At 66.8% G+C, this 21,633-nt stretch carries 18 protein-coding genes, 1 tRNA gene and 1 rRNA gene; 8 read left to right on the top strand and 12 right to left on the bottom strand.

Annotated features, from left to right (window positions below; all coding sequences use genetic code 11):
- Positions 1–2: 2 nt before the first annotated feature.
- Together flgL and AC1DF4_RS17975 are read left to right on the top strand one after the other, a co-directional pair.
- Positions 3–926, top strand: a complete 924-nt coding sequence (flgL, locus tag AC1DF4_RS17980; RefSeq protein WP_476914146.1) for a flagellar hook-associated protein FlgL — start codon at positions 3–5, stop codon at positions 924–926.
- Positions 923–1,330: a flagellar assembly protein FliW gene (locus AC1DF4_RS17975; protein WP_476914145.1), complete on the top strand. Its 408-nt coding sequence runs from the start codon at positions 923–925 to the stop codon at positions 1,328–1,330. Before flgL ends, AC1DF4_RS17975 begins: the two co-directional genes overlap by 4 nt.
- 28 nt (positions 1,331–1,358) lie before the next feature.
- Here AC1DF4_RS17975 and AC1DF4_RS17970 read toward each other — a convergent pair whose 3' ends face one another.
- From AC1DF4_RS17970 to AC1DF4_RS17950, 5 genes are all read right to left on the bottom strand, one after another.
- Entirely contained in the window at positions 1,359–1,904 is a 546-nt protein-coding gene (locus AC1DF4_RS17970; protein WP_476914144.1) for an AMIN-like domain-containing (lipo)protein, read from the bottom strand.
- A gap of 235 nt (positions 1,905–2,139) precedes the next feature.
- Positions 2,140–2,442 (bottom strand): DUF4193 domain-containing protein, encoded by a 303-nt coding sequence (locus AC1DF4_RS17965; RefSeq protein ID WP_056741192.1) that lies wholly within the window; start codon positions 2,440–2,442, stop codon positions 2,140–2,142.
- Positions 2,443–2,642: 200 nt separating this feature from the next.
- Positions 2,643–3,134 carry a GyrI-like domain-containing protein gene (locus tag AC1DF4_RS17960; protein WP_476914143.1) on the bottom strand — a complete coding sequence of 164 codons (492 nt, stop codon included), beginning with the start codon at positions 3,132–3,134 and terminating at the stop codon, positions 2,643–2,645.
- 136 nt (positions 3,135–3,270) lie between these two features.
- Positions 3,271–3,344, bottom strand: a tRNA-Thr gene (locus AC1DF4_RS17955).
- Positions 3,345–3,497: 153 nt separating this feature from the next.
- A complete protein-coding gene (locus tag AC1DF4_RS17950; protein WP_476914142.1) occupies positions 3,498–4,388 on the bottom strand; it encodes a DsbA family protein in 891 nt (296 codons plus the stop codon).
- Between the two features lie 319 nt (positions 4,389–4,707).
- Between AC1DF4_RS17950 and AC1DF4_RS17945 the strand changes: the two genes are divergently transcribed.
- The 4 genes from AC1DF4_RS17945 (at position 4,708) to AC1DF4_RS17930 (ending at position 9,883) form a co-directional block, all read left to right on the top strand.
- Positions 4,708–6,117: an alpha,alpha-trehalose-phosphate synthase (UDP-forming) gene (locus AC1DF4_RS17945; RefSeq protein WP_476914181.1), complete on the top strand. Its 1,410-nt coding sequence runs from the start codon at positions 4,708–4,710 to the stop codon at positions 6,115–6,117.
- Complete coding sequence (gene otsB / locus AC1DF4_RS17940) at positions 6,107–6,919, top strand: trehalose-phosphatase (protein WP_476914141.1); 813 nt, start codon at positions 6,107–6,109, stop codon at positions 6,917–6,919. Before AC1DF4_RS17945 ends, otsB begins: the two co-directional genes overlap by 11 nt.
- Before the next feature lie 257 nt (positions 6,920–7,176).
- Entirely contained in the window at positions 7,177–8,259 is a 1,083-nt protein-coding gene (locus tag AC1DF4_RS17935) for an ABC transporter ATP-binding protein (protein WP_441405007.1), read from the top strand.
- Positions 8,260–8,446: 187 nt separating this feature from the next.
- Positions 8,447–9,883, top strand: a complete 1,437-nt coding sequence (locus tag AC1DF4_RS17930) for a DUF4032 domain-containing protein (protein ID WP_476914140.1) — start codon at positions 8,447–8,449, stop codon at positions 9,881–9,883.
- A 27-nt stretch (positions 9,884–9,910) separates the two neighbouring features.
- Here AC1DF4_RS17930 and AC1DF4_RS17925 read toward each other — a convergent pair whose 3' ends face one another.
- The 5 genes from AC1DF4_RS17925 to AC1DF4_RS17905 form a co-directional block, all read right to left on the bottom strand.
- Positions 9,911–11,278 carry an FAD-binding oxidoreductase gene (locus AC1DF4_RS17925; RefSeq protein WP_476914139.1) on the bottom strand — a complete coding sequence of 456 codons (1,368 nt, stop codon included), beginning with the start codon at positions 11,276–11,278 and terminating at the stop codon, positions 9,911–9,913.
- Between the two features lie 33 nt (positions 11,279–11,311).
- Entirely contained in the window at positions 11,312–13,357 is a 2,046-nt protein-coding gene (locus AC1DF4_RS17920; RefSeq protein WP_476914138.1) for a glycoside hydrolase family 13 protein, read from the bottom strand.
- 2 nt (positions 13,358–13,359) lie between these two features.
- Entirely contained in the window at positions 13,360–14,328 is a 969-nt protein-coding gene (locus AC1DF4_RS17915) for a sugar ABC transporter permease (protein ID WP_476914137.1), read from the bottom strand.
- Positions 14,325–15,983, bottom strand: coding sequence for an ABC transporter permease subunit (locus AC1DF4_RS17910; RefSeq protein ID WP_476914136.1), 1,659 nt, complete (start codon positions 15,981–15,983; stop codon positions 14,325–14,327). Before AC1DF4_RS17910 ends, AC1DF4_RS17915 begins: the two co-directional genes overlap by 4 nt.
- A 121-nt stretch (positions 15,984–16,104) precedes the next feature.
- Positions 16,105–17,403 (bottom strand): sugar ABC transporter substrate-binding protein, encoded by a 1,299-nt coding sequence (locus AC1DF4_RS17905; protein WP_476914180.1) that lies wholly within the window; start codon positions 17,401–17,403, stop codon positions 16,105–16,107.
- A gap of 339 nt (positions 17,404–17,742) precedes the next feature.
- On the opposite strand from AC1DF4_RS17905, the gene AC1DF4_RS17900 reads away from it, so the two are divergent.
- Positions 17,743–19,524, top strand: a complete 1,782-nt coding sequence (locus AC1DF4_RS17900) for a glycoside hydrolase family 13 protein (protein WP_476914135.1) — start codon at positions 17,743–17,745, stop codon at positions 19,522–19,524.
- 2 nt (positions 19,525–19,526) lie between these two features.
- Entirely contained in the window at positions 19,527–20,558 is a 1,032-nt protein-coding gene (locus AC1DF4_RS17895) for a LacI family DNA-binding transcriptional regulator (protein WP_476914134.1), read from the top strand.
- 167 nt (positions 20,559–20,725) lie between these two features.
- On the opposite strand, the gene AC1DF4_RS17890 is transcribed toward AC1DF4_RS17895, so the two are convergent.
- On the bottom strand, positions 20,726–21,226 hold the full coding sequence (locus AC1DF4_RS17890; RefSeq protein ID WP_476914133.1) for an SRPBCC domain-containing protein: 501 nt from the start codon (positions 21,224–21,226) through the stop codon (positions 20,726–20,728).
- Positions 21,227–21,542: 316 nt separating this feature from the next.
- Positions 21,543–21,633, bottom strand: a 5S ribosomal RNA gene (rrf, locus tag AC1DF4_RS17885); the annotation flags it as partial.

Here is a 21,633-nt window from a genome sequence, read left to right as displayed (position 1 = left end):
CCATGCTGAACCGTGTAACAAACCTGACCATGAGCGCAAACGCGCTGCGGACCCTCCAGACGCAGCAGTCCCGGCTGTCAGAGCTGCAGGACAAGGCCACCACACTCAACAAGATCTCCCGTCCCTCGGACGATCCCGCCGCTACCGCCAAGGCGCTGGAGACCCGCTCCCTTCTCGCCGCCAACGCCCAGTACGGCCGCAACATCGACGACGGCAACACCTGGCTGACGGCAGCGGACTCCGCGCTCGAGCAGGCCACCAACGTGATGCACAAGATCAAGGACCTCACCGTGCTGGCAGGCAACGGCTCACTGCCGCAGTCCGGCAAGAACGCCATCGCCCTCGAGCTGGAGGCCCTGAACAAGGACCTTGTCTCTATCGCCAACACCAAGCACCTGGGCCGGAACATCTTCGCCGGGAACTCTGATGAGCCAGAAGCCTTCACGCCGGGCACTCCGCGGGACCCCGCCAACCCGGCTGACCCCGGCACGCCGCCCGTCTTCCAAGGAGCCGGCATCAGCGCGGTGGAACGGCGTATCAGTGCGACGCAGACGGTCCGGGTCGACGCCGACGGCGGAGTGATCTTCGGCAATGGTGCCGGTTCCGTCTTTGCCACGGTGGCAAACATCGCCGCGAAGCTCCGGAGCGGCGGGGATATCACCTCGGATCTGGCACCGCTTGAGAAATCGTTTAGTAGCATCGTCGACGGACGTGCTGAAGTAGGAACACGCCAGGCGCAGCTGGAACGCGCCGGCATCGTCAACACAGAATTGGAGGCCACCTTGGATGCCCAGCGGACCGGCATTGAAAAGGCAGATCTCGGCAGCGTCATCATGGACCTGAAACTTCAGGAAACCAACTACCAGGTGGCCCTGGCCGCCACGGCGCGGGTCCTTCAGCCCACCCTGATGGACTTCCTGCGATGAACACGCCCGTGGCTGATGCGCCCGTCACCAATACCCCGGTGACGTTTACAGCGCCCATGCCGGGCCTCGAGAATGTCCAGGACTTCACCCTGCGCAGCGTCGAAGGCGCCGCAGGGCTCTACGCCCTGGAAGCCGGTTCGCCCAGTCCGGTGCGGCTCTTCCTCGCCGACGCTGCCGTGTTCGTTCCGGGCTACGCCCCGCCGGTCCCTGAGGCCACATTGCAGGCCCTGGAACTGGGGCAGGACCAAGACCTCCAGGTCCTCGTGGTGCTCAACCACTCCCCCAAAGCCACGACGGTGAACCTGATGGCCCCGATTGTGCTGAACCCTATGACGCGCCGCTGCGCCCAGCTGGTCCTGGACGGCCGCGAGTACCCCCTCCGGGCAGACCTCAACTCGCTCTAGCGGTAATCATCCCGCCCGTCACCATGCCTCACCAGAAATGCGCGACGTCGATCACCAGCCGCGAGCCGGTGTCCGGCCCGGCCAGGGTAAACACGCGGAACGGCAACCGGGCCCTTACTCCCAGGCCAAGGGTTGAAAGCCCTTCGAAGCTCCCCGCCCAAGCCACCTGCCGGAACGTCTGGTAGCCGTTGACGTCAGCCAGTTCATTCGGGGTTGCCGGGTTGTAGGTGGCAATGCCGTTGTCGTCATAGGCCGGGGCATTGGCCACCACCTGGATGAACGCCTGCCCCCGCAACGGGACCGGCGCTCCGGAACCGTCTTGCGTGACCTGCGGCACGTAGCGCACGGTGTAGCCGCCGACGGGCCCGTTGAGGTCAATGACCAGGCGGTCGAAGCAGTAGTGCTGGCCGGTGCGCACGTTCGTCAGTTTGGCCTGGCTCATGGCGGGGTCCGCTTTGACCAGCGACCCCCACACCAGCCCGCAGTAGGGAGCCGCTGATGCTGGCCCGGGCGCCACGAGCCCCGAGCCAACAGCCATCAGGATCGCTATCAACCACACCCGGAACTTCTTCAATTGGGCCGCCCCCTCAAGAGATGAGATAGCTCCAGAATAGGAGCGATCCCTTGCCGAATCGAGGGCCCCGGACGGATAGGCGTCCAACCGTTAAGCAGCGCCGCACCGGGTCACGGGACGGTTGCGCCGCCGTCGTGCGTGTTCATGGAAACTGGTGGGAACGGCGAAGCGCCGGTCCCCTTGCGGGTGCCGGCGCTTCGCTTTGCCTTGGTGGTGGTGCGCGGTGGAAGGTCCCCTAGCCTTCGCAATCGCGGCAGTACTTCAGGCCGTTCTTTTCTTTGGCCACCTGGGACCGGTGACGGACCAGGAAGCAGGAGGAGCAGGTAAATTCGTCGGACTGCTCGGGAACAACAATGACGGTCAGTTCCTCGCCGGAAAGATCGGCACCGGGAAGGTCGATGCCTTCAGCGGTGTCGTTCTCGTCGACGTCGATGACAGCAGTCTGCGCGCCGCCGCCGCGGGACGCCTGAAGGGCCTCCAGCGACTCAGCGGGAGACTCTTCTTCTGTCTTGCGTGGTGCGTCGTAATCGGTAGCCATTTGGGGGTTCACTTTCGTTGCTGCGCAGCGCCATTTCAGGCACCTCAGTGAAGCAGTTTAGGACATTATGCACGCAGTTGAAGAATAGTGTGGTGAAACCGACAATTTACGTCGCGCGGGTGTATCCGGGACGCACCCAGCGGGCCACAGCCGGCGGCTCCATGGACGTGTTCCGGGGCAAGTCAACGGCGGGACACCCCTCAGGCCACCGGCCAGACGACGAGCGTCTTCCAGGTTGTCGGGTCACTTTCGGCGGCCGGATCGCTGAGGTAGTACTCCCACATCACCTTCCCCGGGGTCAATCCTTCGGCCTGCATTTTTCCCGTGATGGCGCTGTACGTCTCAGGTAGTTTCTCGTATGAACCCACGTGCATCGCTTCCATTGCGCGGCCGGCGGGAAGGGACCCCGCGGTCACTCCCCCTTCGCTGCCCGGCCACGGTAGGGGTGCCGCCACCGGAAAGCCAGCCTCCACGTCCACGACGTCGGTCGGCTTCCCGTGGTAGAGGGCGAACGGCGGTCCGGCCAGCTGGACCTGCTGCTGTTCCGCCGCGGTCATCACGGCCTGGTAGGCGCGGCCAAAGAACTCCTTCAAGGCGTTCATCGGGACGGTCTCGCGCAGTACCGCCGTCGGCTGTTCATCGAGTTGGGTGGACTTGATGTCCGGCGTCTTGCCCGGATTGGTTTCGCTCATGTGCCCAGACTCCGCTTGACCGTAAATACGGTCTAGGGCCTAACGTCCCGCAGGAGCAGCGCAGCGCCCTACATTGGGGCAAAGCGAAACCGCGCCGCCACCGGGCAACATCCCAGTAGCGACGCGGTACTTCGTGGGCCCCCTGTCGGATTCGAACCGACGACCCCCGCTTTACAAGAGCGGTGCTCTGGCCAACTGAGCTAAGGAGGCATTCCTGCGCACCGGCCGGTACCGGGCCGCAAACGAAGGACCTGGCGCCATGGCGCTAGATAAGGTTAGCCCACGGATGCCCGGTGATAAAAACAGGCCCGGCCCCGGAAGAATCCGGAGCCGGGCCTGCGGCCCGGCTGTGGGCTGGGCCGTTTACTGCTTCGCGTCGATGGCGGCCTTCAGGAACTGATCGAATGGGGTCTGGGCGCTCTCGCCCTTGCCCCACTGCTGGCCGTCAACGAAGACGGTCGGCGTTCCGGTGACCCCGATGGAGGCAGCCTGCTGGGTGGTGTACTTGACCCACGGGCGGAAGGTCTTCTGTTCCACGCACGCGTCGATGCTCTTGGCCCCGATGTCGGTTGCCATCTTCTTCAGATCCGCATCCGAGATGCCGGCACCGCCCTCTTGAGGCTGCTTCTCAAAAAGCACATTGACGAAGTCGGCGTACTTCTCCGGCGATTCGTTCACGACGCAGGCCGCCGCGTTGGCGGCGCGGGAGGAGTAGTTGGTGGTGGAACGGGTGTCCAGGAAGCCCAGCGGACGGTACTCCACGGTGATCTTCCCTTCGTTGCGAAGGCTCGTGAGGGTCTCGTTGTACTGGGCCTCGAAGTTCTTGCACACCGGGCAGATGAAGTCGATGTAGAGAACCACCTTGACCGGCTTGCCGGCCTCGGCCTCGGCGCCGGGCGCCGTCACCACTGCCGGCGGGGTTGCAGCCGGAGCGGGAATGTCGGCGACCCGGACGGTGGCGGGTTCCGTCTTCGCCACCTCGGTGTTGGCCAGCAACGTCACGCCGCCGTAAACGTTGCCGTTGGCAGGGGTGGGCCCCTCGTCCGCGACCGGCGCGTTGTTCTGAATGTTTGAGGTAACCACCAGCGCCACCACAACAATGATGGCGACGACAGCGACAACAATGCCCCAGCCGATGAGCAGCTTGTTGCGCTTGTCCTTCTTCAGCTGCGCCTCGCGGATCTCACGGGCTTTCTCGCGGGCCGCGGCAGTTCGCTCTGACTTGGACTGACGGGGTTCGTTTGCGGGGCTCATTAGTTCCTCGGGTCGATCGGCCTGTGATGTCCACTGGGTGGCAATTCATCATTTTAGGGGAGAAAACTGGGAAGTTGCGCTTTCAACCTTCCCCTACGCGTCCCAACGGACGAATAGCACAGAAGATTCCTCACAGCTAGGGTGGATAGGAGCCACGAGCAATCCCCAGGGGGCACCAATGCAGGCCACGAAACACGCCGAATCGGATCCAAAATCCGAAGACGCGTCCGCGCAGAGCACTGCCGTGCAAGACACTGCCGTGCAAAACACTGCCGTGCACGGCACCAACGACACGGATCCGGACGCGCAGTATGACTTCATGGTGGTTTCCAACCGCCTGCCTGTCGACCGATGCTCCCCGGACGAGCCCGGTTGCGAGGATGGCTGGCGCCGCTCCCCCGGGGGCCTGGTCACGGCCCTGGCCCCCATGATGACCAAGACCGACGGCGCGTGGGTCGGCTGGCACGGCGCACCGGACGAGCAGCTCCAGCCCTTCAGCCATGGCGGCATCGACCTCGTTCCGGTCCAGCTGAGCACGCAGGACATTGAACTCTTCTACGAGGGTTTCTCCAACGCCACGCTCTGGCCGCTCTACCACGACGTGATTGCTCCGCCGGAGTTCCACCGGACCTGGTGGGACTCCTACCGCAAGGTCAACCGCCGGTTCGCGGACGCCGTCATCCACCACGCCGGCCCCGGCGCCACGGTCTGGGTGCAGGACTACCAGCTCCAGCTCGTCCCCAAGATGCTCCGCGAAGCCCGCCCGGACCTCAAGATCGGCTTCTTCAACCACATTCCCTTCCCGCCGCCGGAGATCTTCGCCCAACTGCCTTGGCGCCGCGCCATCATCGACGGCCTGCTCGGCGCCGACCTGGTCGGATTCCAGCGCAGCAGCGACGCCGGCAACTTCATGCGCTCCGCCCGCCGTTTCCTCGGCGCCAGCGTCAAGCAGCAGCAGGTCCACGTCAAGGGCAACGACGGCGAGACCACCCATATTGCCCGCGCCCAGGCCTTCCCGATCTCCATCGACGTCAAAGCGATCAGCGAATTGGCCCGCAACCCGGAAATCATTGAGCGCGCCAAGCAGATCCGCCGGGACCTTGGCAACCCGAAGACCATCCTGCTGGGCGTCGACCGGCTGGATTACACCAAGGGAATCCGGCACCGGCTCAAGGCCTATGAGGAGCTCCTGGCGGACGGCGAGGTCACCGTGGAGGACGCCACCCTGATCCAGGTGGCCAGCCCCAGCCGCGAGCGCGTCGAACAGTACCGCCTGCTCCGCGAGGAAGTCGAAGGCACCGTCGGCCACATCAACGGCACCTACGACACGATGCAGAACACTGCGGTCCGCTACCTGCACCACAGCTACCCCGTCGAGGAGATGGTGGCGCTGTACCTGGCGGCCGATGTCATGCTCGTCACCGCCTTGCGGGACGGGATGAACCTGGTGGCCAAGGAATACGTCACCGCCCGGACCAACAATGACGGCGCACTGGTGCTGAGCGAGTTCGCGGGCGCCGCGGACCAGCTCAAGCAGGCCCTGCTCATGAACCCGCACGACATCGACGGCCTCAAGGACACCATCATGAAGGCCGTCAACATGCAGCCCGCGGAAGCCGCGCGGCGGATGCGTTCAATGCGCAAACAGATCCTGGACCACGATGTTGATCTCTGGTCCGCCGACTTCCTGAAGGCGCTCAAAGAGAAGGTAATCCGCGATGACTCCTGAGCTATCCCCGGAGCAGACCCCCCTTACGCTCTCCCCGGACCTGCTGGCGGCCCTGCGCGCCATCGCCTCGACGGAGCACCTGCTGGTCGCGATGGATTTTGACGGCACCATGGCCCCGCTCGTGGACCATGCCGGGGATGCACGCTCCCTCCCCCGCTCGGCCGCGGCTTTCGCCGCGCTGACCGAACTTCCGCGGACGACGACGGCGCTCATCTCCGGGCGGGCACTGGACAGCCTGCGGGCGGTCGCCTTCCCCCCGGAGAAGACCCTCCTGATCGGCAGCCACGGCGCGGAGGTCTGGATGGGACCCGGGTCTTCGAAACTGGAACTCGATGATGACCGGCGGGAACTGCTCGCGGACGTCCGGCGCGAGCTGGAGGGCATCGTGGAGGTGGCGCCAGGGACCCTGCTGGAAGACAAGCCGGCCGGCGTCGTACTTCACACCCGGCTGGCCGCGGACGACGTCGCCGAGGACGCCGTCGCCGCCGCCCGGGCCGTCCTGCAGGACAGGCCCGGCGTGTTCCTGAAGAGCGGCAACCGGGTGCTGGAGACCTCCGTGATCCATGCCTCGAAGGGGGAAGGCATAGCCTTCCTGCGCCAGGCGACCGACGCGACCGCCACCATCTTCGCCGGCGATGACACCACCGACGAGGACGCCCTGGCCCGCCTGCTCCCTGGGGATATCGGCGTGAAAGTGGGCCTGGACTTCACCCAGGCCCAGTTCCGGGTGGAGGCTCCGGTACACGTTTCGGAACTGCTGGAGGCCCTGCTGCGGGAACGGAAGCGCGCTCTCGGCGTGTGACCACTAGCTCATGCGGGCCCGGAAGTCGGCCGAATCACATGTGACATCTGTAACATTTTGGCCCATTTGACATAAATCTGACATACTCTGGTTGTGATGTGGCGCACAAGTACCGTGCGGCGTCATTGGATACTCCTCGGCTTCGGCCGGGGAGTATGCGCACGATTAGGTGCTGACAACTGAATTAACAACTGAAGAATAAGACCATTCACTACGGATCGTCCGGCACGTACCTGCCGGTGAAGGGATTGATAACTGTGGCTACAGTTACTTTTGATAACGCAACACGTCTTTACCCGGGCACGGATAAGCCCGCTGTTGACAAGCTCAACATTGAAATCGCCGACGGCGAATTCCTGGTCCTCGTTGGACCTTCCGGCTGTGGCAAGTCGACCTCCCTGCGCATGCTTGCAGGTCTTGAGGACGTCAACGCCGGCCGAATCCTGATTGGCGACCGCGATGTCACCGATGTTCCCCCCAAGGACCGCGACATCGCCATGGTTTTCCAGAACTACGCCCTGTACCCGCACATGACGGTTGCGGACAACATGGGCTTCGCCCTGAAGATCGCTGGCGTCAGCAAGGAAGAGCGCGCCGAGCGTGTCCGTGAAGCCGCCAAGCTGCTGGACCTCGAGCCGTACCTGGACCGTAAGCCGAAGGCACTCTCCGGCGGCCAGCGCCAGCGTGTTGCCATGGGCCGCGCCATCGTGCGCAACCCTCAGGTCTTCCTCATGGATGAGCCGCTGTCAAACCTTGATGCCAAGCTCCGCGTCCAGACCCGCACGCAGATCGCGTCCCTGACCCGCCGCCTGGGCGTCACCACGGTCTACGTGACTCACGACCAGGTCGAGGCCATGACCATGGGTGACCGCGTCGCCGTGCTGAAGGACGGCCTGCTGATGCAGGTCGACACCCCGCGCAACCTGTACGACAAGCCGAAGAACGTCTTCGTCGCCGGCTTCATCGGCTCCCCCGCGATGAACCTGCTGGAACTTCCCGTCGTCGACGGCGGCGTCCAGTTCGGCGGCACCGTGTACCCGGTACCGCGCGACGTCCTCGAGGAAGCCCACGGCCAGACCGTCACCGTCGGCTCCCGGCCCGAGGACCTGGAGACCGCACCGGAGGGCGAGGGCCTGCAGGTTGAGGTCGACGTCGTTGAGGAACTCGGCGCGGACGCCTACGTCTACGGCCACACCACGCTGGACGGCAAGGACCACGACATCGTGGCCCGCGTCGACGGCCGCCGTCCCCCGATGAAGGGCGAGACCGTCTGGGTCCGCCCGCAGTCAGGCCACGTACACCTGTTCGACACCAAGACGGGTCTGCGCCTGGGCGACTAGTCCCCACCGGCTCCCTAGCCTCGCTCCGCGTCGGCCAGGGAACCCTGCCGGCGTGGGCCCACCCACCGGCACCTGTATGACGCGTCCGACGGCGGTCCTCCTCACTGGAGGGCCGCCGTCGGGCTTTAACTGACGTTGCAGCACCCATTCGTTAGGGCCGGCGCCCTTAGTACGGAAGAATTGGTTTATGACCGAGCAAAGCCCCAGCACCGAGGAAAACAGTGCCCAGTGGCACGACGAGCCCACCGACTACGGCCAGATCGGCAAGCTGCCCCGGTTCGAAGCCGCCAGCGCCAATGACAGCAAGGGATCTGTGGCCTCGAGCTCGTTGAGCATCACGGCCGCCGCCACCGAGCCGGAACTCCTGGACCTGCCGTGGCATATCGCACTGGAAGACTGGCCCGCGGAATACCTCGCGGCCCTCCCCCGCGGCATCTCCCGCCACATTGTGCGCTTCGCCCATCTCGGCGGCTCGGTCATCGCCATCAAGGAAACCTCGGAACACGTGGCCCGTCACGAGTACCACATGCTCCGCAAACTCGCCCGGCTGGACGTCCCCTGCGTGGAACCCGTCGCCGTCATCACAGGCCGCACCACCCCGGAAGGCCGTCCGCTGAACCCGGTGCTGGTCACCCGGCACCTGAAGTTCTCCATGCCGTACCGCGCGCTCTTCTCGCAGATGCTGCGCAAGGACACGCTGACCCGCCTGATCGACGCCCAGGCCCTGCTGCTGGTCCGCCTGCACCTCATCGGCTTCTACTGGGGCGACGTCTCGCTTTCCAATACGCTGTTCCGCCGCGACGCCGGAGCGTTTGCCGCCTACCTCGTGGACGCGGAGACCGGCGAACTGTATCCGGACCTCTCCACCGGCCAGCGCGAATACGACCTGGAAATCGCCCGCGTCAACATCGCCGGAGAACTCATGGACCTGCTCGACGGCGGCCTCATCGAGGAAAAAGTGGACCCCGTGGCCACGAGCGAGCTCATCATGGACAGCTACCGCCGCCTCTGGACCGAGCTGACGGAGAAGGAATCGTTCGAGATCGGCGAACGCTGGCGCGTGGCCGCCCGCATCCGCAAGCTCAACGAGCTGGGGTTCGACGTCGAGGAATACGCGATCAAGACGACGCAGAACGGTTCCACCATCCAGCTCCAGCCCAAGGTGGTCGACGCAGGCCACCACCAGCGCCGGCTGCTGCGCCTGACCGGCCTGGACGCGCAGGAAAACCAGGCCCGCCGGCTCCTGAACGACATGGATTCCTTCCGTGCCGACAACAACCCCGGGATGGACGAGGAATACAGCGCCCACCTGTGGGTCAGCCAGATCTTCGAACCGATTGTCCGCTCCATCCCCCGCGACCTGTCCGGGAAGCTGGAACCGGCGGAAGCGGTGCACGAGATCCTGGAGCACCGCTGGTACATGTCCGAGAAGGAGAACCGGCACATCCCGCTGGCCGAAGCCGTGCAGTCCTACATTGACTCCGAGCTGCGCCACCGCCGGGACGAGGCCGCCATCATGCTCAACCCGGACACGGGACTGCTCAAGATCCTGGAAGTGGAAACCGAGGAATCGCGCTACGGCGACGACGAGTCAATCGACGAATACCCCGACTCTGACGACTAGGGGCATGCCGGTAACAGCACAGCCGGGCTAAATCGCCTTGCCGGGGTTCAGGATGCCGGCAGGGTCGAACAATTCCTTGATCCGGCGCTGTAGTTCACGCACGGGTTCCTTCTGTTCCAGCCCGAGCCAGCGCAGCTTGAACTGGCCGATCCCGTGTTCCCCGGTGATGGTGCCGCCCATCGCCAGCGCCACGGTGATGGATTTGTCCAGGGCAGCGCCGAGGCGCTTGATGGCATCGGCGTCCACGGCGGCGTCCACGCGGTCCACCCAGAACGTCGGGTGCAGATTCCCGTCGCCGGCGTGCGCCACCACCTTGAGTCTGACACCGTATTCCGTGGCCATGGCCTCCAGCTCGGCGACGTAGTCCACCAGCCGGGAGCGAGGGACGGCGACGTCCTCGCCCACCCGGTATTCGTCGTCGACTTCCACGCCCCGGCTGTTGCGCCGCAGGTCCACGAGCCGCTCCGCCTCCGCGCTGGCCTCCGTCGTCACCACGGCACCGCCCGTCACGAGGACCGGCCGGATGGACGCCGCCTCGGCCGCCGCGCCGAAACCGTCGGTCTGGATCAGCAGCAGCGACTGGCCGCGGGTTGCGAGGTCCGACCCGTGTATCTCATCGAGCTGGGCAAGGGTGCCGCTGTCGAGCAGTTCCATGATGGCCGGCTGCACGCGGGCCCGGCCTACGGCGAGGACGCCCGCCGCGGCGCTGCGGAAATCCGGGTAGAAGGCGGCGATCGTGTGGACGTCCTGCGGGAGGTACTTGAGCCGGACGGTGATGCCGACGACGATTCCCAGCGTCCCCTCGGAGCCGACAAACAGCCCGGTGAGGTCGTAGCCGGCGACGCCCTTGAACGTCTGGTGGCCGGTGTGGATGAGCGAGCCGTCCGCCAGTACGACGTCGAGCGCCAGCACCGAGTCCCGGGTGACCCCGTACTTGGCGCAGCGCAGGCCACCGGCGTTGGTGGCGACGTTGCCGCCGATGGTGGAGAGCTTGAAGCTGGCCGGATCCGGGGCGTACATCAGCCCGTGGAGCGCCGCGGCGGCGTTGAGGTCGGCGTTGACGACACCGGGTTCGACGACGGCCGTCTCGTCGTCCGGGTTGAGGTCCAGGATGCGGTTCATCCGTTCCAGGCTCAGCACGACGCAGTCCTTGCTCGCGTGCGCTCCGCCCGAAACGCCGGTGCCGGCGCCGCGGGCCACCAGCGGCACTCCGTGGGCGGCGCAGGCGCGGACGGTGGCCTGGACGTCGTCGATCGATTCGGCATGGACAACGGCCTGCGGCAGCTGGTAGTCCAGCACCGGCGCCTGGTCCACGGCGTAGACGCTCAGGGTGGGGGCATCCAGCGCGACTTTCGCCGGGCCCAGGGCAGAGGTGAGCTCGTCGATGATGCTCATGCGGTCTCCAGTTCGTCGAATCCGGCCTTCAGTCTAAGGCGCGGATCCGGGCGCGCCGGAGTGAGGGCGTGATTGTGGCGTGGCTCCGGGCGGAATGGTGCCGGGCAGCAGCCAGACCCCGGCTGCGGGGCCCCGGGTGCAGATCAGGGCGCCTGAGGCCGCGTCATCCGCCCTGAACTGATCGGTGCTGAACGCGGGCTCCCCGCCGAGGGCACCAAACTGGGCGTCGGTGAGCATCCCCGCCTGCAGTTTCACCGCCGCGGCGGCCCTGGCCACGACGACGAGCACGGAGCTCCCTGCCGTTTCGCGCACAAACGCCAGCGCATCTCCCTGTGCGTGCAGCCAGCGGAGCCCGCCGCCGGTCAGGGCGGGCTGGTCCCTGCGGAGCGCGGCGAGCGCTGCGTAGTCGTCCCGGAGGTCGGCGGGGATCCGGTCCGGAGCGTTCCAGGGCATCGGCGTCCGGGATGCTTCGCCGTTGTGTCCCTTGAGCCCGAATTCGTCGCCCGCGAACACCACGGGGACGCCGGGCATCGTGAACATCAGCGCCGCCCCGAGCCGCTGGCCGCCGTCGAACATGACGGTCGCTGCCCGGGCGGTGTCGTGGCTGTTCAGCGCGTTCATGTTCTGCTGCCGGACATCCCAGCTGAAGGCTGCTGCCAGGTCCAGGTGGGTGGCCAGGAAGTCCTCGGCGCCGGTCCGGTTGGGGCCGGGCAAGGGGGTGCCGAAGAAGTTGACGTGCGCGGCGTCCCCGGCGAGCCAGGACCAGAGTGGCCGGGTGAAGTTGGAGTACGTCATGGCGCCGTGCCAGTGTTCACCGCTGAAGTCCGGGGCGGCGTCGTTGGTGGCCTCGGCGAGCAGGGCCGCCTCCGGGTTGATCCCGCGGACCCGGTCGGCGATCAGCCGGGCAACGTCCTGGTTGAGGTCCGTCGCCCCGAGCCGTCCGGTCATGTTGCCGACGTCGATCCGCCAGCCGTCCAGGTTGAACGGAGGCTTGAGCCAGCGGGCCACGGGCGAATCGTCGGCCAGGACGAATCGTTCCTTCAGCCCCGGCGAGGCCCAATTGAGTTTGGGCAGCGAGGGGACGCCGTACCAGGCTTCGTACGCGGTGTGGTTGTCGTTGAAGTAGTAGTAGCCCGCTTCCTCGGAATCCGGTTCGGCGAGGGCCTGCCGGAACCATTCGTGGGCGTCGCCGGAGTGGTTGGCGGTGAGGTCACCCATCACCTTCAGGCCGCGGGCGTGCGCCGCCTCAACGAGCTCCACCAGGGCTCCGTCCCCGCCGAGGAGCGGATCCACGGACTCAAAGGTGGAGGCGTCGTAGCGGTGGTTGGAGCGCGCCGGGAAGAACGGCGTCAGGTAGATGACGTCGGCGCCGAGCTGCTGGATGTGGTCCAGCTTTCCGGTGATGCCGGCGAGGTCCCCGCCGTAGAACTGGTACGGGGTCTCCGGGCCCGAGCCCTCCACCGGTGTGGTGTCCCAGCTGCAGGGCACCGCCCAATCCGGGGTTGGCTGCGCCGTCGCCCGGGAGCGGGCAAAGCGGTCCGGAAAGATCTGGTACATCGTGCCCCGGCGGAGCCATTGCGGGGCTGCCGGGAATGTGGTCAACCGGAAGTCCGCGTAGTCGGAGACGTCCCGGCTGAAGAGGCCCTGCGCGTTCAGGCTCCAGTAGCGCAGCTCTCCAGCAGCCGGGCCGGGCGGTGCGCCGTACGCACCGCGGGCGCTCCCGCCCGGCTCACGGCCGGGCCCGCCGTCGTCGGAAACCGCCTGTCCAGACGGGACCTCCAGCAGGAAGCGGTACCGGGCCACCGGGTTGGTGACCGTCATGGCCGCCTCCCACCACACCCAGCCATCCGACTCGCCCAGGCTGGTGCAGGGCGCATAGCGGGGCTCGCCGTCGTGGATCGAGCGTAGCCAGACACGGGCGGCGCGTCCCCAGCCGGCAGGCACGCGGACCCGCAGCAGTGCCTCGTCCCCGGGCGCCGCCAGTTCCGGGGCGTGCAGGGCGGACCCGTCGTGGTGCGGCAGCAGCCCCAGCGTGTCCGGCCCTGCCATACCGAACCCGCTGCCGCCCGGCCCCATCATGCCTAGCCCTTCACCGAGCCCTGGGTGAGCCCGCTGACGATATAGCGCTGCAGGAAGAGGAACAGTGCCATCACAGGCACGGCCGCGAGCACGGCGCCGGCGGCGAAGACACCCCAGTTCTCGGACCGCTGCTGCGCCACGAAGGAATACAGGCCGACGGCGAGGGTCTGGCTGTCCGGGTCGGTGAGCACCACGCTGGCGATCACGAACTCGCCCGAGATACCGATGAAGGACAGCAGGCCCACCACGGCCAGGATCGGCGTGACCAGGCGCATGATGATGCCAAAGAAGATCTGCGTGTGGCTGGCGCCGTCGATCTTGGCCGCCTCGTCGAGGGACTGCGGGACCGTGTTGAAGAAGCCGTACATCAGGTAGGTGTTCACGCCCAGGGCGCCGCCGAGGTAGACCATAATGAGGCCCAGCTGGCTGCCGAGGCCAAGTGCCGGGATGACCTCGGAGATGCCGCTGAGCAGCAGGAAGATGGCGACGACTGCGAGCAGCTGCGGGAACATCTGCAGCAGGAGCAGGCTCAGCAGGCCGATCCGGCGTCCTTTGAAGCGCATCCGGGAGAACGCGTAGGCCGCCATGGCGCCGAGGAACACGGTGGCTGCGGACGTCACGACGCCCACCACCATGGTGTTCACGAACCAGCGGGCATAGGGCCGCGCGGGGTTGTTGAACAGTTCGACGAAATTCCCGAAGTCGATCCGGCTGAACAACGCGTTGGAGCCCACCAGGGTGCCGGTGGAGTTGAACGCCGCGGAGAGGACGTAGAGCAGCGGGAAGATCGCGAAGATGGTCACGGCGATGCCGACGAGGTGCCGCCAGCCCTTGTCCTTGAACCAGACGCCGAAGGGGCGACGGCGGTGGAGCGCCTTCAGGTCTTCGACCGTGGTGCGGTCCGGTGTGGTTCCGCTGGCGTCCGCCGGTGCCGGCGTCGTACTGACGGTGCCTGGTGCTGACCCGTTCATGAGTTCACGTCCTCGAGTGCCTTGGTCTGCTTGAAGCTGATGGCCGAAACGGTGGCCACAATGATGAAGATGATGATGGCCAGGGCGCTGGCGAGGCCGTAGTCACGGCCCGTCCCCTGCCCGAACGCCACCTTGTACACGAGCGTGATCAGGATGTCCGTGGCTCCGATGTCCCGGTCGGTGTCCGCGAACCGCGGGCCGCCGCCGGTGAGCATAAAGATCACGTTGAAGTTGTTGAAGTTGAATGCGAAGGAGGAGATCAGCAGCGGTGCGATGGAGACCAGCAGCAGCGGCAGCTTGATGGACCGGAACACCCGCCAGGGGCCGGCGCCGTCCATCCGGGCGGCCTCGTCCAGTTCCGTGGGCAGCGACTGCAGCGCGCCGGTGCAGACGAGGAACATGTACGGGAAGCCGAGCCAGAGGTTGACCACCAGCACGCTGATCTTGGCCAGGAACGGGTCCGTGAGCCAGCCGATCGTGGCGCCTCCCAGCAGGGTCTGGTTGAGCCAGCCGAACTGCGGGTTGAGGATGCCGGACCAGACCAGCCCGGAGAGGAACGCCGGGAAGGCATAGGGCAGGATCATCAGGATCCGGTACACCTTCTTGCCGCGCAGGTCCTCGCGGTTGAACGTCATGGCCAGGGACAGGCCCATCGCGAAGGTCAGCGCCACGGAGGCGACGGCGAACGTGAAGGTCCAAAGGATGACGCCCAGCAGCGGCCCGCGCAGGCTGGGATCGGTGAAGGCACGGGCGAAGTTCTCCATGCCGACGTCGATCTTCCAGCCGGTGGTGAGTGTCTCGCCGTTGCCGGCCGCGAACGCGCCCTTGCCGTTGTCCTGGTAGACGGTTCCGGTGTCGGTGTCCGTGAAGGTGTCCGCGGCGGCGTCGTAGGTCAGGGCCGGTTTGAACTGGTAGGCGTTGCTGCCGTCCGCCGTGCGCAGCGTCCCGTCGGCGGGGTCTTCGGAGACCGGGACGGTGATGCCGAGGATGCTCTGCTGGTTCGCGACGATTTCCTGGAAGTTCAGGGTCCGGTAGCCGTCCACAGCGTTGGCCTTGCCGGTGGAGTCCGTGCCGGCGTCGGAGATTTCCTCGAGGGGGGTTTCCGTGTTGCCGAGCGAGACTTTGCCGTCCGGATCGGTGAACAACAGGTAGAAGGAACTGTCCTTGGCGAGGACGGCAGCCTTGTAGGCCGGGGAATCGGGGACGCGTTTCTGCGCGGTCAGCTGGATGGCGGCGATCGCATCATCCTTGGTGCTGTTGTGCCCGTCACCGTAGTTGGTGAAGGCGATATAGCCGCTGAACATGACCACAAACACCTGGAAGACCAGCAGGAACAGGACGCCGGGGGCAAGGTACTTTGCCGGGAGTCCGCCCTTGCGGAGGTAGATCCAGTTGATCGCCAGGACGACCGCGGACGATACGGCCAGCGCGCCCCACGACTCGCTGAGGAAAAGCATCATCAGGACGTAGACGGCCAGTGCGTCCACGAGGCCCAGCAGGACGATCTTGGCGACGGTGCCCTTGGTGGTGTCCGGGCCGAAACGGCGGCGCCTTTTGCCCGGGCGGCCGGGCCGGCCGGCGGCGCCGTCGGGTGCTGTTGCCGTGCCCTTTGCGGCGGCCGGGGTGCCGGCCTGGCGGAGTTCGGTATCTGTCATGGCTGTCTACAGTCCTTGGGAGCAGCTGGTGGTGGTGCAGGAACGGGCCGGGCGGCATCGCTGCCGCCCGGCCCGGTGCTTGCCGGTTTCTGGGGGTGGAACGTCAGGAACCGGCGCGGGGCTAACCCGCGATTTTGGCCTTGATGCTGGCGGCCATCTTGGCCCAGTCTGCGGCCGGGTCGCCCTGGCCCTTGATGAGGGCCAGTTCGGTGGCTCCCCAGTCAGCCCAGACGGCGCTCATTTCCGGGATGGCCGGCATCGGGACGCCGGTGGCGCCGATCTTGCCGAACGCTGCCACGACGGGATCGCTGGCGGCCTTCTCGAAGGACGACTTCAGTGCCGGCGGGCGGCCTCCGGCCTTGTACATGGAGTCCTGCGCGGCCTCGGAGGTGAGGTAGTTGGTCACGAACTCGTTGGTGGCCAGGGCATTGGCGCTCTTGGCGCTGATGAAGAAGCCGTTGACGCCGATGAACGGCTGGGCCGGCTTGTCACCGGTGGTCGGCAGCTCGTCCACGGCGAACTTGATGCCCTTCTTCTGCACGTCCGGCACGTTCCACGGGCCGGTCAGGAAGTACGGGGACTCGCCGGCCAGGAACTTCTCCTTGGCGATGTCGCCGGTGATGTTGGAGTTGATGATCTTCTCGCCGGCGTCGCCCCAGGCGGCCAGCTTCTTGGCGAACTCGACGCCGGCGGCGTCGCCGATCAGGAGCTGCTTGGGATCGTAGCCGCCGTCGGCAGCCTTGCCGAAGACCTGCGAGCCCATGGAGGCCTGCAGCGGGTACAGGTGGTACGGATCGCCCTGCTTGGGATCCATGCCCACCAGGAACGGGAACGTGGCCTTGCCGTCGGCGACGGCCTTCTTGCCGTTGGCCACAACCTCGTCGAAGGTCTTGGCGGCAGCGGGCACGATGGCGGTGTTGCGCAGCAGCGCGATGTTCTCGATCGCGTAGGGGACGCCGTAAACGGAACCGTTGAAGGTCATGGCCTTGATCGAGGAGTCCTGGAAACCGGACGTCTTGTCGCCCAGCTCAACCGGGGCGATGACGCCGTTCTGGACGAACTTGCCGACCCAGTCGTGCGGGCCGACGATCAGGTCCGGGCCCCTGCCGGTGGGGACCTGGGTGATGAAGTCGTCGCGGACCGCGGCGAAGTCCTTGACCACGAGCTTCACTTCGATGCCGGTGTCAGCCTGGAATTTGGCGGTGATGTCCTTCAGCGCGGGTGAGCGCTCGGCGTCGACCCACATGGTGATGGTGCTGGCCCCGGAGGCCTTGAGGTCCGGCTTTGCCGTGGCGGTGGCCGGGGCGGTGGCTGCTGCGCCGCCGCAGGCGCTCAGTGCCAGCGCGGCAACTACGGAGATTGCGCCGGCCGCGAATACGCGGCGGCTGGTCCCGGTTGTGAGGGTGTTCTGCACCTTCATTGGTGTCCCTTTCATGAATCCTGCATCCACGCTGAAGGCCCCGTCCGAAGGCTCTGGTGAATCCTCCGGAGGCCTGGTGGCATCGTCGGTGATGTGGCTCACAGCTGCAAGCGCTTCCAAGGTACACGCTCATCATGACTTTGGAAAGTCACCCTACCGGCGGGTATCGGGAGAGGCCGAATCCGGCGCCGGAACACGCCGCGCCCGGGTAAGGGGCCACTTCAGCGAGCTGGCGGGGCTGACGCTGGAGAACGCCGCTGCGACGGCAGAAACCGGCGGAGTGGCGGCCGCGGCTGGAAGCGTTTTCATTTTGGGCGGTTCGGCCTTACGATTACCGGCATGTCCGTTGATTCAGCACTCATCGCCCCCGCCGAAACGGCCGCGCCTCTGGCCGGTCCGTTGACCCTGGTGCACGCCGCAGATCACTTGCCCGGGTGGTGGCGCTCCGCCGTGATCTACCAGGTGTACCCGCGCTCGTTCCGGGACCTGAACGGGGACGGCGTCGGCGACCTCGCCGGGATCACCGCAGAGCTTCCGCAGCTGGCCGAACTGGAGATCGACGCCGTCTGGCTCTCCCCGTTCTACCGCTCACCGCAGCGCGACGCCGGTTACGACGTCAGCGACTACTGCGACGTCGATCCGCTGTTCGGCACGCTGGCGGACTTCGACGCCATGATGGCTGAAGCCACACGGCTGGGCCTGCGGATGATCGTGGACCTGGTACCCAACCACTGCTCGGACCAGCATGTAGCGTTCCAGGCAGCCCTGGCGGCGCCTGCAGGCAGCCCGGAACGGGACATGTTCATCTTCCGCGACGGCCGCGGAGCGTTTGGTGAAGAACCTCCAAACAACTGGGAATCCCACTTCGGCGGCCCGGCCTGGACCCGGATCACCGAACCGGACGGCACACCCGGCCAGTGGTACCTGCACCTGTTCGACACCTCCCAGCCGGACTTCAACTGGGACCACGACGCCGTGCACGAGGAATTCGAGCGCGTCCTCCGGTTCTGGCTGGACCGCGGCGTATCCGGCTTCCGCGTGGACGTCGCCCACGCCCTGGTCAAGGCTCCCGGCCTGCCCGAGTGGGGCGGCCGCGCCGACGGTAACAGCTCGCACGGCTTCCCCGGCCATGACGCCCCGATGTTCGGCCAGCCGGCCCTGCACGACATCTACCGCAAGTGGCGGAAGATCCTCGCCGAATACGGCCCGGACCGCATCCTCTGCGCCGAGGCGAACGTGGACCCGCTCCCCCGCCTGGCCGACTGGGTCCGCCCGGATGAAATGCACCAGGCCTTCAACTTCCCGTACCTGCACGCCGGCCTGGACGTCCACCGCATGCGGGGCGTCATCACCGAGTCCCTGACGGCGCTGGACGCCGTCGGCGCCCCCAGCACCTGGGTGCTCTCCAACCACGACGTCGTCCGGCACGCCACCCGCTTCGGCTATGACGGCCACGCACCGCGCGACGGCGACGGGATCGGCAGCTTCGATCCGCAGCCGGACGAGGCCCTCGGCCGCTCCCGCGCGGCGGCCGCCTCCATGTTCATGCTGGGACTCCCCGGCGGCGCCTACCTCTACCAGGGCGAGGAGCTCGGCCTGCCCGACGGGATCGACATCCCGGACAGCCAGCGGCAGGACCCCACGTTCGCCCGCACCGGCGGCGAAAGGCTGGGCCGCGACGGCTGCCGCGTTCCGCTGCCGTGGCGCGCCGCCGAGCCCCACACGGGATTCGGCGACGGCGCCGCTCCCTGGCTTCCGCAGCCGGTGAGCTTCACCGGACTTGCGCGCGACGCGCAGGCTGCCTCGCCGTCGTCGCACCTTAACCTGTACCGGCGCATGCTGGCCGCCCGGCGCGAGCTGGGACTCGGCGAGGGCTCCCTCGCCTGGGCAGAGGAATGGTGCACGGACACCTGCCTGGCGTACCTGAACGGCACCACGCTGGTGCTGCTCAACGTGGGGCACGATCCCGTCGAACTGCCCGCCGGTCGGGTGCTGTTGCGGAGCTCGCCGGGTTCCGCGGCGGAGGATGCGGAGTCATCTGGACTGGCCGGCTCCGGGCATCGGTTAAGCTCAGGGGAAACTGTTTGGCTGGAAATCTACATCGAGGACGCGGAGAGCTAAGAATGCCCGGCATCAAGGACGTTGCGGAGCGCGCTGGCCTCTCCATAGCCACCGTTTCGCGCGCCTTGAGCGGCAAGGGAAATGTGTCGGCCCGCAGCCGCGAACTCGCCCAGACTGCCGCTGCCGAGCTCGGTTTCGTGCTCTCGTACCACGCCTCCAGCCTGGCCTCCGGGCGGAACCACAACGTCGGCGTCGTGGTTCCGTCCGTGCACCGCTGGTTCTTTTCCTCGGTGGTGGAGGGCGTCTCGGCTACCCTGCTGGATGCGGGGTACGATCTCACGCTGTACAACGTCAGTGAGGGCCAGGAACGCCGGCACAGCGTGCTGAACGACTTCCTGCTGCGCAAGCGTGTGGACGCGGTGATTGCCGTGTCGCTGGAGCTGAGCGAGGCCGAGATCCAGCAGCTGCTCGCTATCCACCGACCCATCGTCGGGATCGGCGGGCCGCTGCCCGGAGCCTCGACCATCCGCATCGACGACTCGGGTATTGCACAGTCCGCGGCCCGGCACCTGATCCAGCTCGGCCACAGCAAGATCGCGCACATGACCGGCGACGCCGCCTACGAGCAAGACTTCCGTCTTCCGGGCACCCGCCAGGCCGGCTTCAAGAAAGCCATGAAGGGCGCCGGACTGGAGGTCCGCCCGGAGTGGCAGGTCTCCGCGGACTTCACCATCCAGGGCGCCTACGCCAGCGCCCGGCGGCTGCTGGGCGGCTCCGTGGAACGCCCGACGGCGGTCTTCGCGGCGTCCGACGAGATGGCGATCGGCACGATCCTCGCCGCCCGCGACTTCGGGCTCCGCGTGCCGCATGACCTGTCGGTGATCGGGATTGACGGCCACGAACTCGGCGAGGTCTTCGGGCTCACCACGATCGACCAGGACGCCCGCGGCCAGGGTGCGCTGGCTGTCCGGCGCCTGCTGGCAGGGCTCGACGGCGTCGGGGACTCCGGGGCGCCCGACACCGAGTACCCGACGCGTTTCGTGATCCGCTCCAGCACGGCTGTTCCGCCGGTGGACACGGTGCCGCCGCGGTAAGTCCTGGTGGCGGGCCTCTGCGGCCGCGTTCCTTCCCAGTTACCTGCTTCAATATCCGGTCGGCTGGGGACCAACGCCCTGCAATCCGGGGACGTCCTTGGGTGCCTTGCACGGCCTGGCCGGTAACTGGGCAGGAACACCGCACGTGGCCTAGGGGCCGGGCACGCTCAGGCGCCGGCACCACCCATGAAACGCACAAACCGGTCCAGGACTCCGGGCCAGCCGGCGGCGTAATCCGCCCGCGTTGCGGCTGGGTCCTCGGCGCCCTCCCACCCGCTGTGGACGAGGCGCAGCTCCGTGCCGCCCTCGACGGCCCGGAATGCCACGCGCAACTCCGTGGACCATGCAGCGGACGAGCCGGGGTGCCAGCTGGCATGGAAGGAGAGCGGGGGCTGCCAGTCGTCGATGGACCCCCAGATGGAGGTCCTGCCGTCATCCGCAGTCTCCAGGATCAGGTTCTCCTCGAACTCCACATAGGAGCCGGCGCCAAAGACACCGTGCTCCTCCAGCGGCCACCACAGGTGGGTGTGTTCGGTGAAGCCCACGAAAGCACGGGCGACGGCGCCCGGCACAGTGACGCTGTAGACGACAGGGTCCAGCCCGTCTGTCGCTTCCGGTTCCGGCGTCTCGTCGGCGTCAGGGGCTGCGTGGCTGAAGAGGTTATCCATGGGCACCAACTCTACCCGCGCCCCGGCGCTCCCTCACGGCCGGCAGGTTAGGTACCAACGCTCCCGCAGCTTCGGCAGGAATAACGGCGACGCTCCCGCAGCTCCGGCGTCGTCCGATGCCAGCCATACGCAGGAGCGCGGGAGGGGAGCGGGAATGCCGGCAGGATGTGCGGGAGGGCCGGGTTTTATGCCGCCGGCGGTGCAGGAGGGTGCGGGTGTGGCCGGCAGGAGGTGCGGGAGGGTTCTGGTTGTGGTTTGGGGGTTAAATGCGGGAGAGCCCCAACCTGTGGTTGGGGCTCTCGACCGTGTAATGATGTTCCGGCGGTGACCTACTCTCCCACACCCTCCCGGGTGCAGTACCATCGGCGCTGTGGGTCTTAGCTTCCGGGTTCGGAATGGGACCGGGC

Source organism: Arthrobacter sp. 05N429, assembly GCF_056397045.1.
The sequence above is the reverse complement of the archived record's forward strand: the minus strand, read 5'-3'. Positions and strand labels throughout refer to the sequence as shown.

Coding starts and splice junctions, on each gene's coding strand:
- otsB (WP_476914141.1), top strand. CDS start 6,107: ATGACTCCTGAGCTATCCCCGGAGCAGACCCCCCTTACGCTCTCCCCG.
- flgL (WP_476914146.1), top strand. CDS start 3: ATGCTGAACCGTGTAACAAACCTGACCATGAGCGCAAACGCGCTGCGG.
- AC1DF4_RS17915 (WP_476914137.1), bottom strand. CDS start 14,328: ATGAACGGGTCAGCACCAGGCACCGTCAGTACGACGCCGGCACCGGCG.
- AC1DF4_RS17900 (WP_476914135.1), top strand. CDS start 17,743: ATGTCCGTTGATTCAGCACTCATCGCCCCCGCCGAAACGGCCGCGCCT.
- AC1DF4_RS17930 (WP_476914140.1), top strand. CDS start 8,447: ATGACCGAGCAAAGCCCCAGCACCGAGGAAAACAGTGCCCAGTGGCAC.
- AC1DF4_RS17950 (WP_476914142.1), bottom strand. CDS start 4,388: ATGAGCCCCGCAAACGAACCCCGTCAGTCCAAGTCAGAGCGAACTGCC.
- AC1DF4_RS17905 (WP_476914180.1), bottom strand. CDS start 17,403: ATGAAGGTGCAGAACACCCTCACAACCGGGACCAGCCGCCGCGTATTC.
- AC1DF4_RS17890 (WP_476914133.1), bottom strand. CDS start 21,226: ATGGATAACCTCTTCAGCCACGCAGCCCCTGACGCCGACGAGACGCCG.
- AC1DF4_RS17965 (WP_056741192.1), bottom strand. CDS start 2,442: ATGGCTACCGATTACGACGCACCACGCAAGACAGAAGAAGAGTCTCCC.
- AC1DF4_RS17925 (WP_476914139.1), bottom strand. CDS start 11,278: ATGAGCATCATCGACGAGCTCACCTCTGCCCTGGGCCCGGCGAAAGTC.
- AC1DF4_RS17895 (WP_476914134.1), top strand. CDS start 19,527: ATGCCCGGCATCAAGGACGTTGCGGAGCGCGCTGGCCTCTCCATAGCC.
- AC1DF4_RS17910 (WP_476914136.1), bottom strand. CDS start 15,983: ATGACAGATACCGAACTCCGCCAGGCCGGCACCCCGGCCGCCGCAAAG.
- AC1DF4_RS17920 (WP_476914138.1), bottom strand. CDS start 13,357: ATGATGGGGCCGGGCGGCAGCGGGTTCGGTATGGCAGGGCCGGACACG.
- AC1DF4_RS17945 (WP_476914181.1), top strand. CDS start 4,708: ATGGTGGTTTCCAACCGCCTGCCTGTCGACCGATGCTCCCCGGACGAG.
- AC1DF4_RS17960 (WP_476914143.1), bottom strand. CDS start 3,134: ATGAGCGAAACCAATCCGGGCAAGACGCCGGACATCAAGTCCACCCAA.
- AC1DF4_RS17975 (WP_476914145.1), top strand. CDS start 923: ATGAACACGCCCGTGGCTGATGCGCCCGTCACCAATACCCCGGTGACG.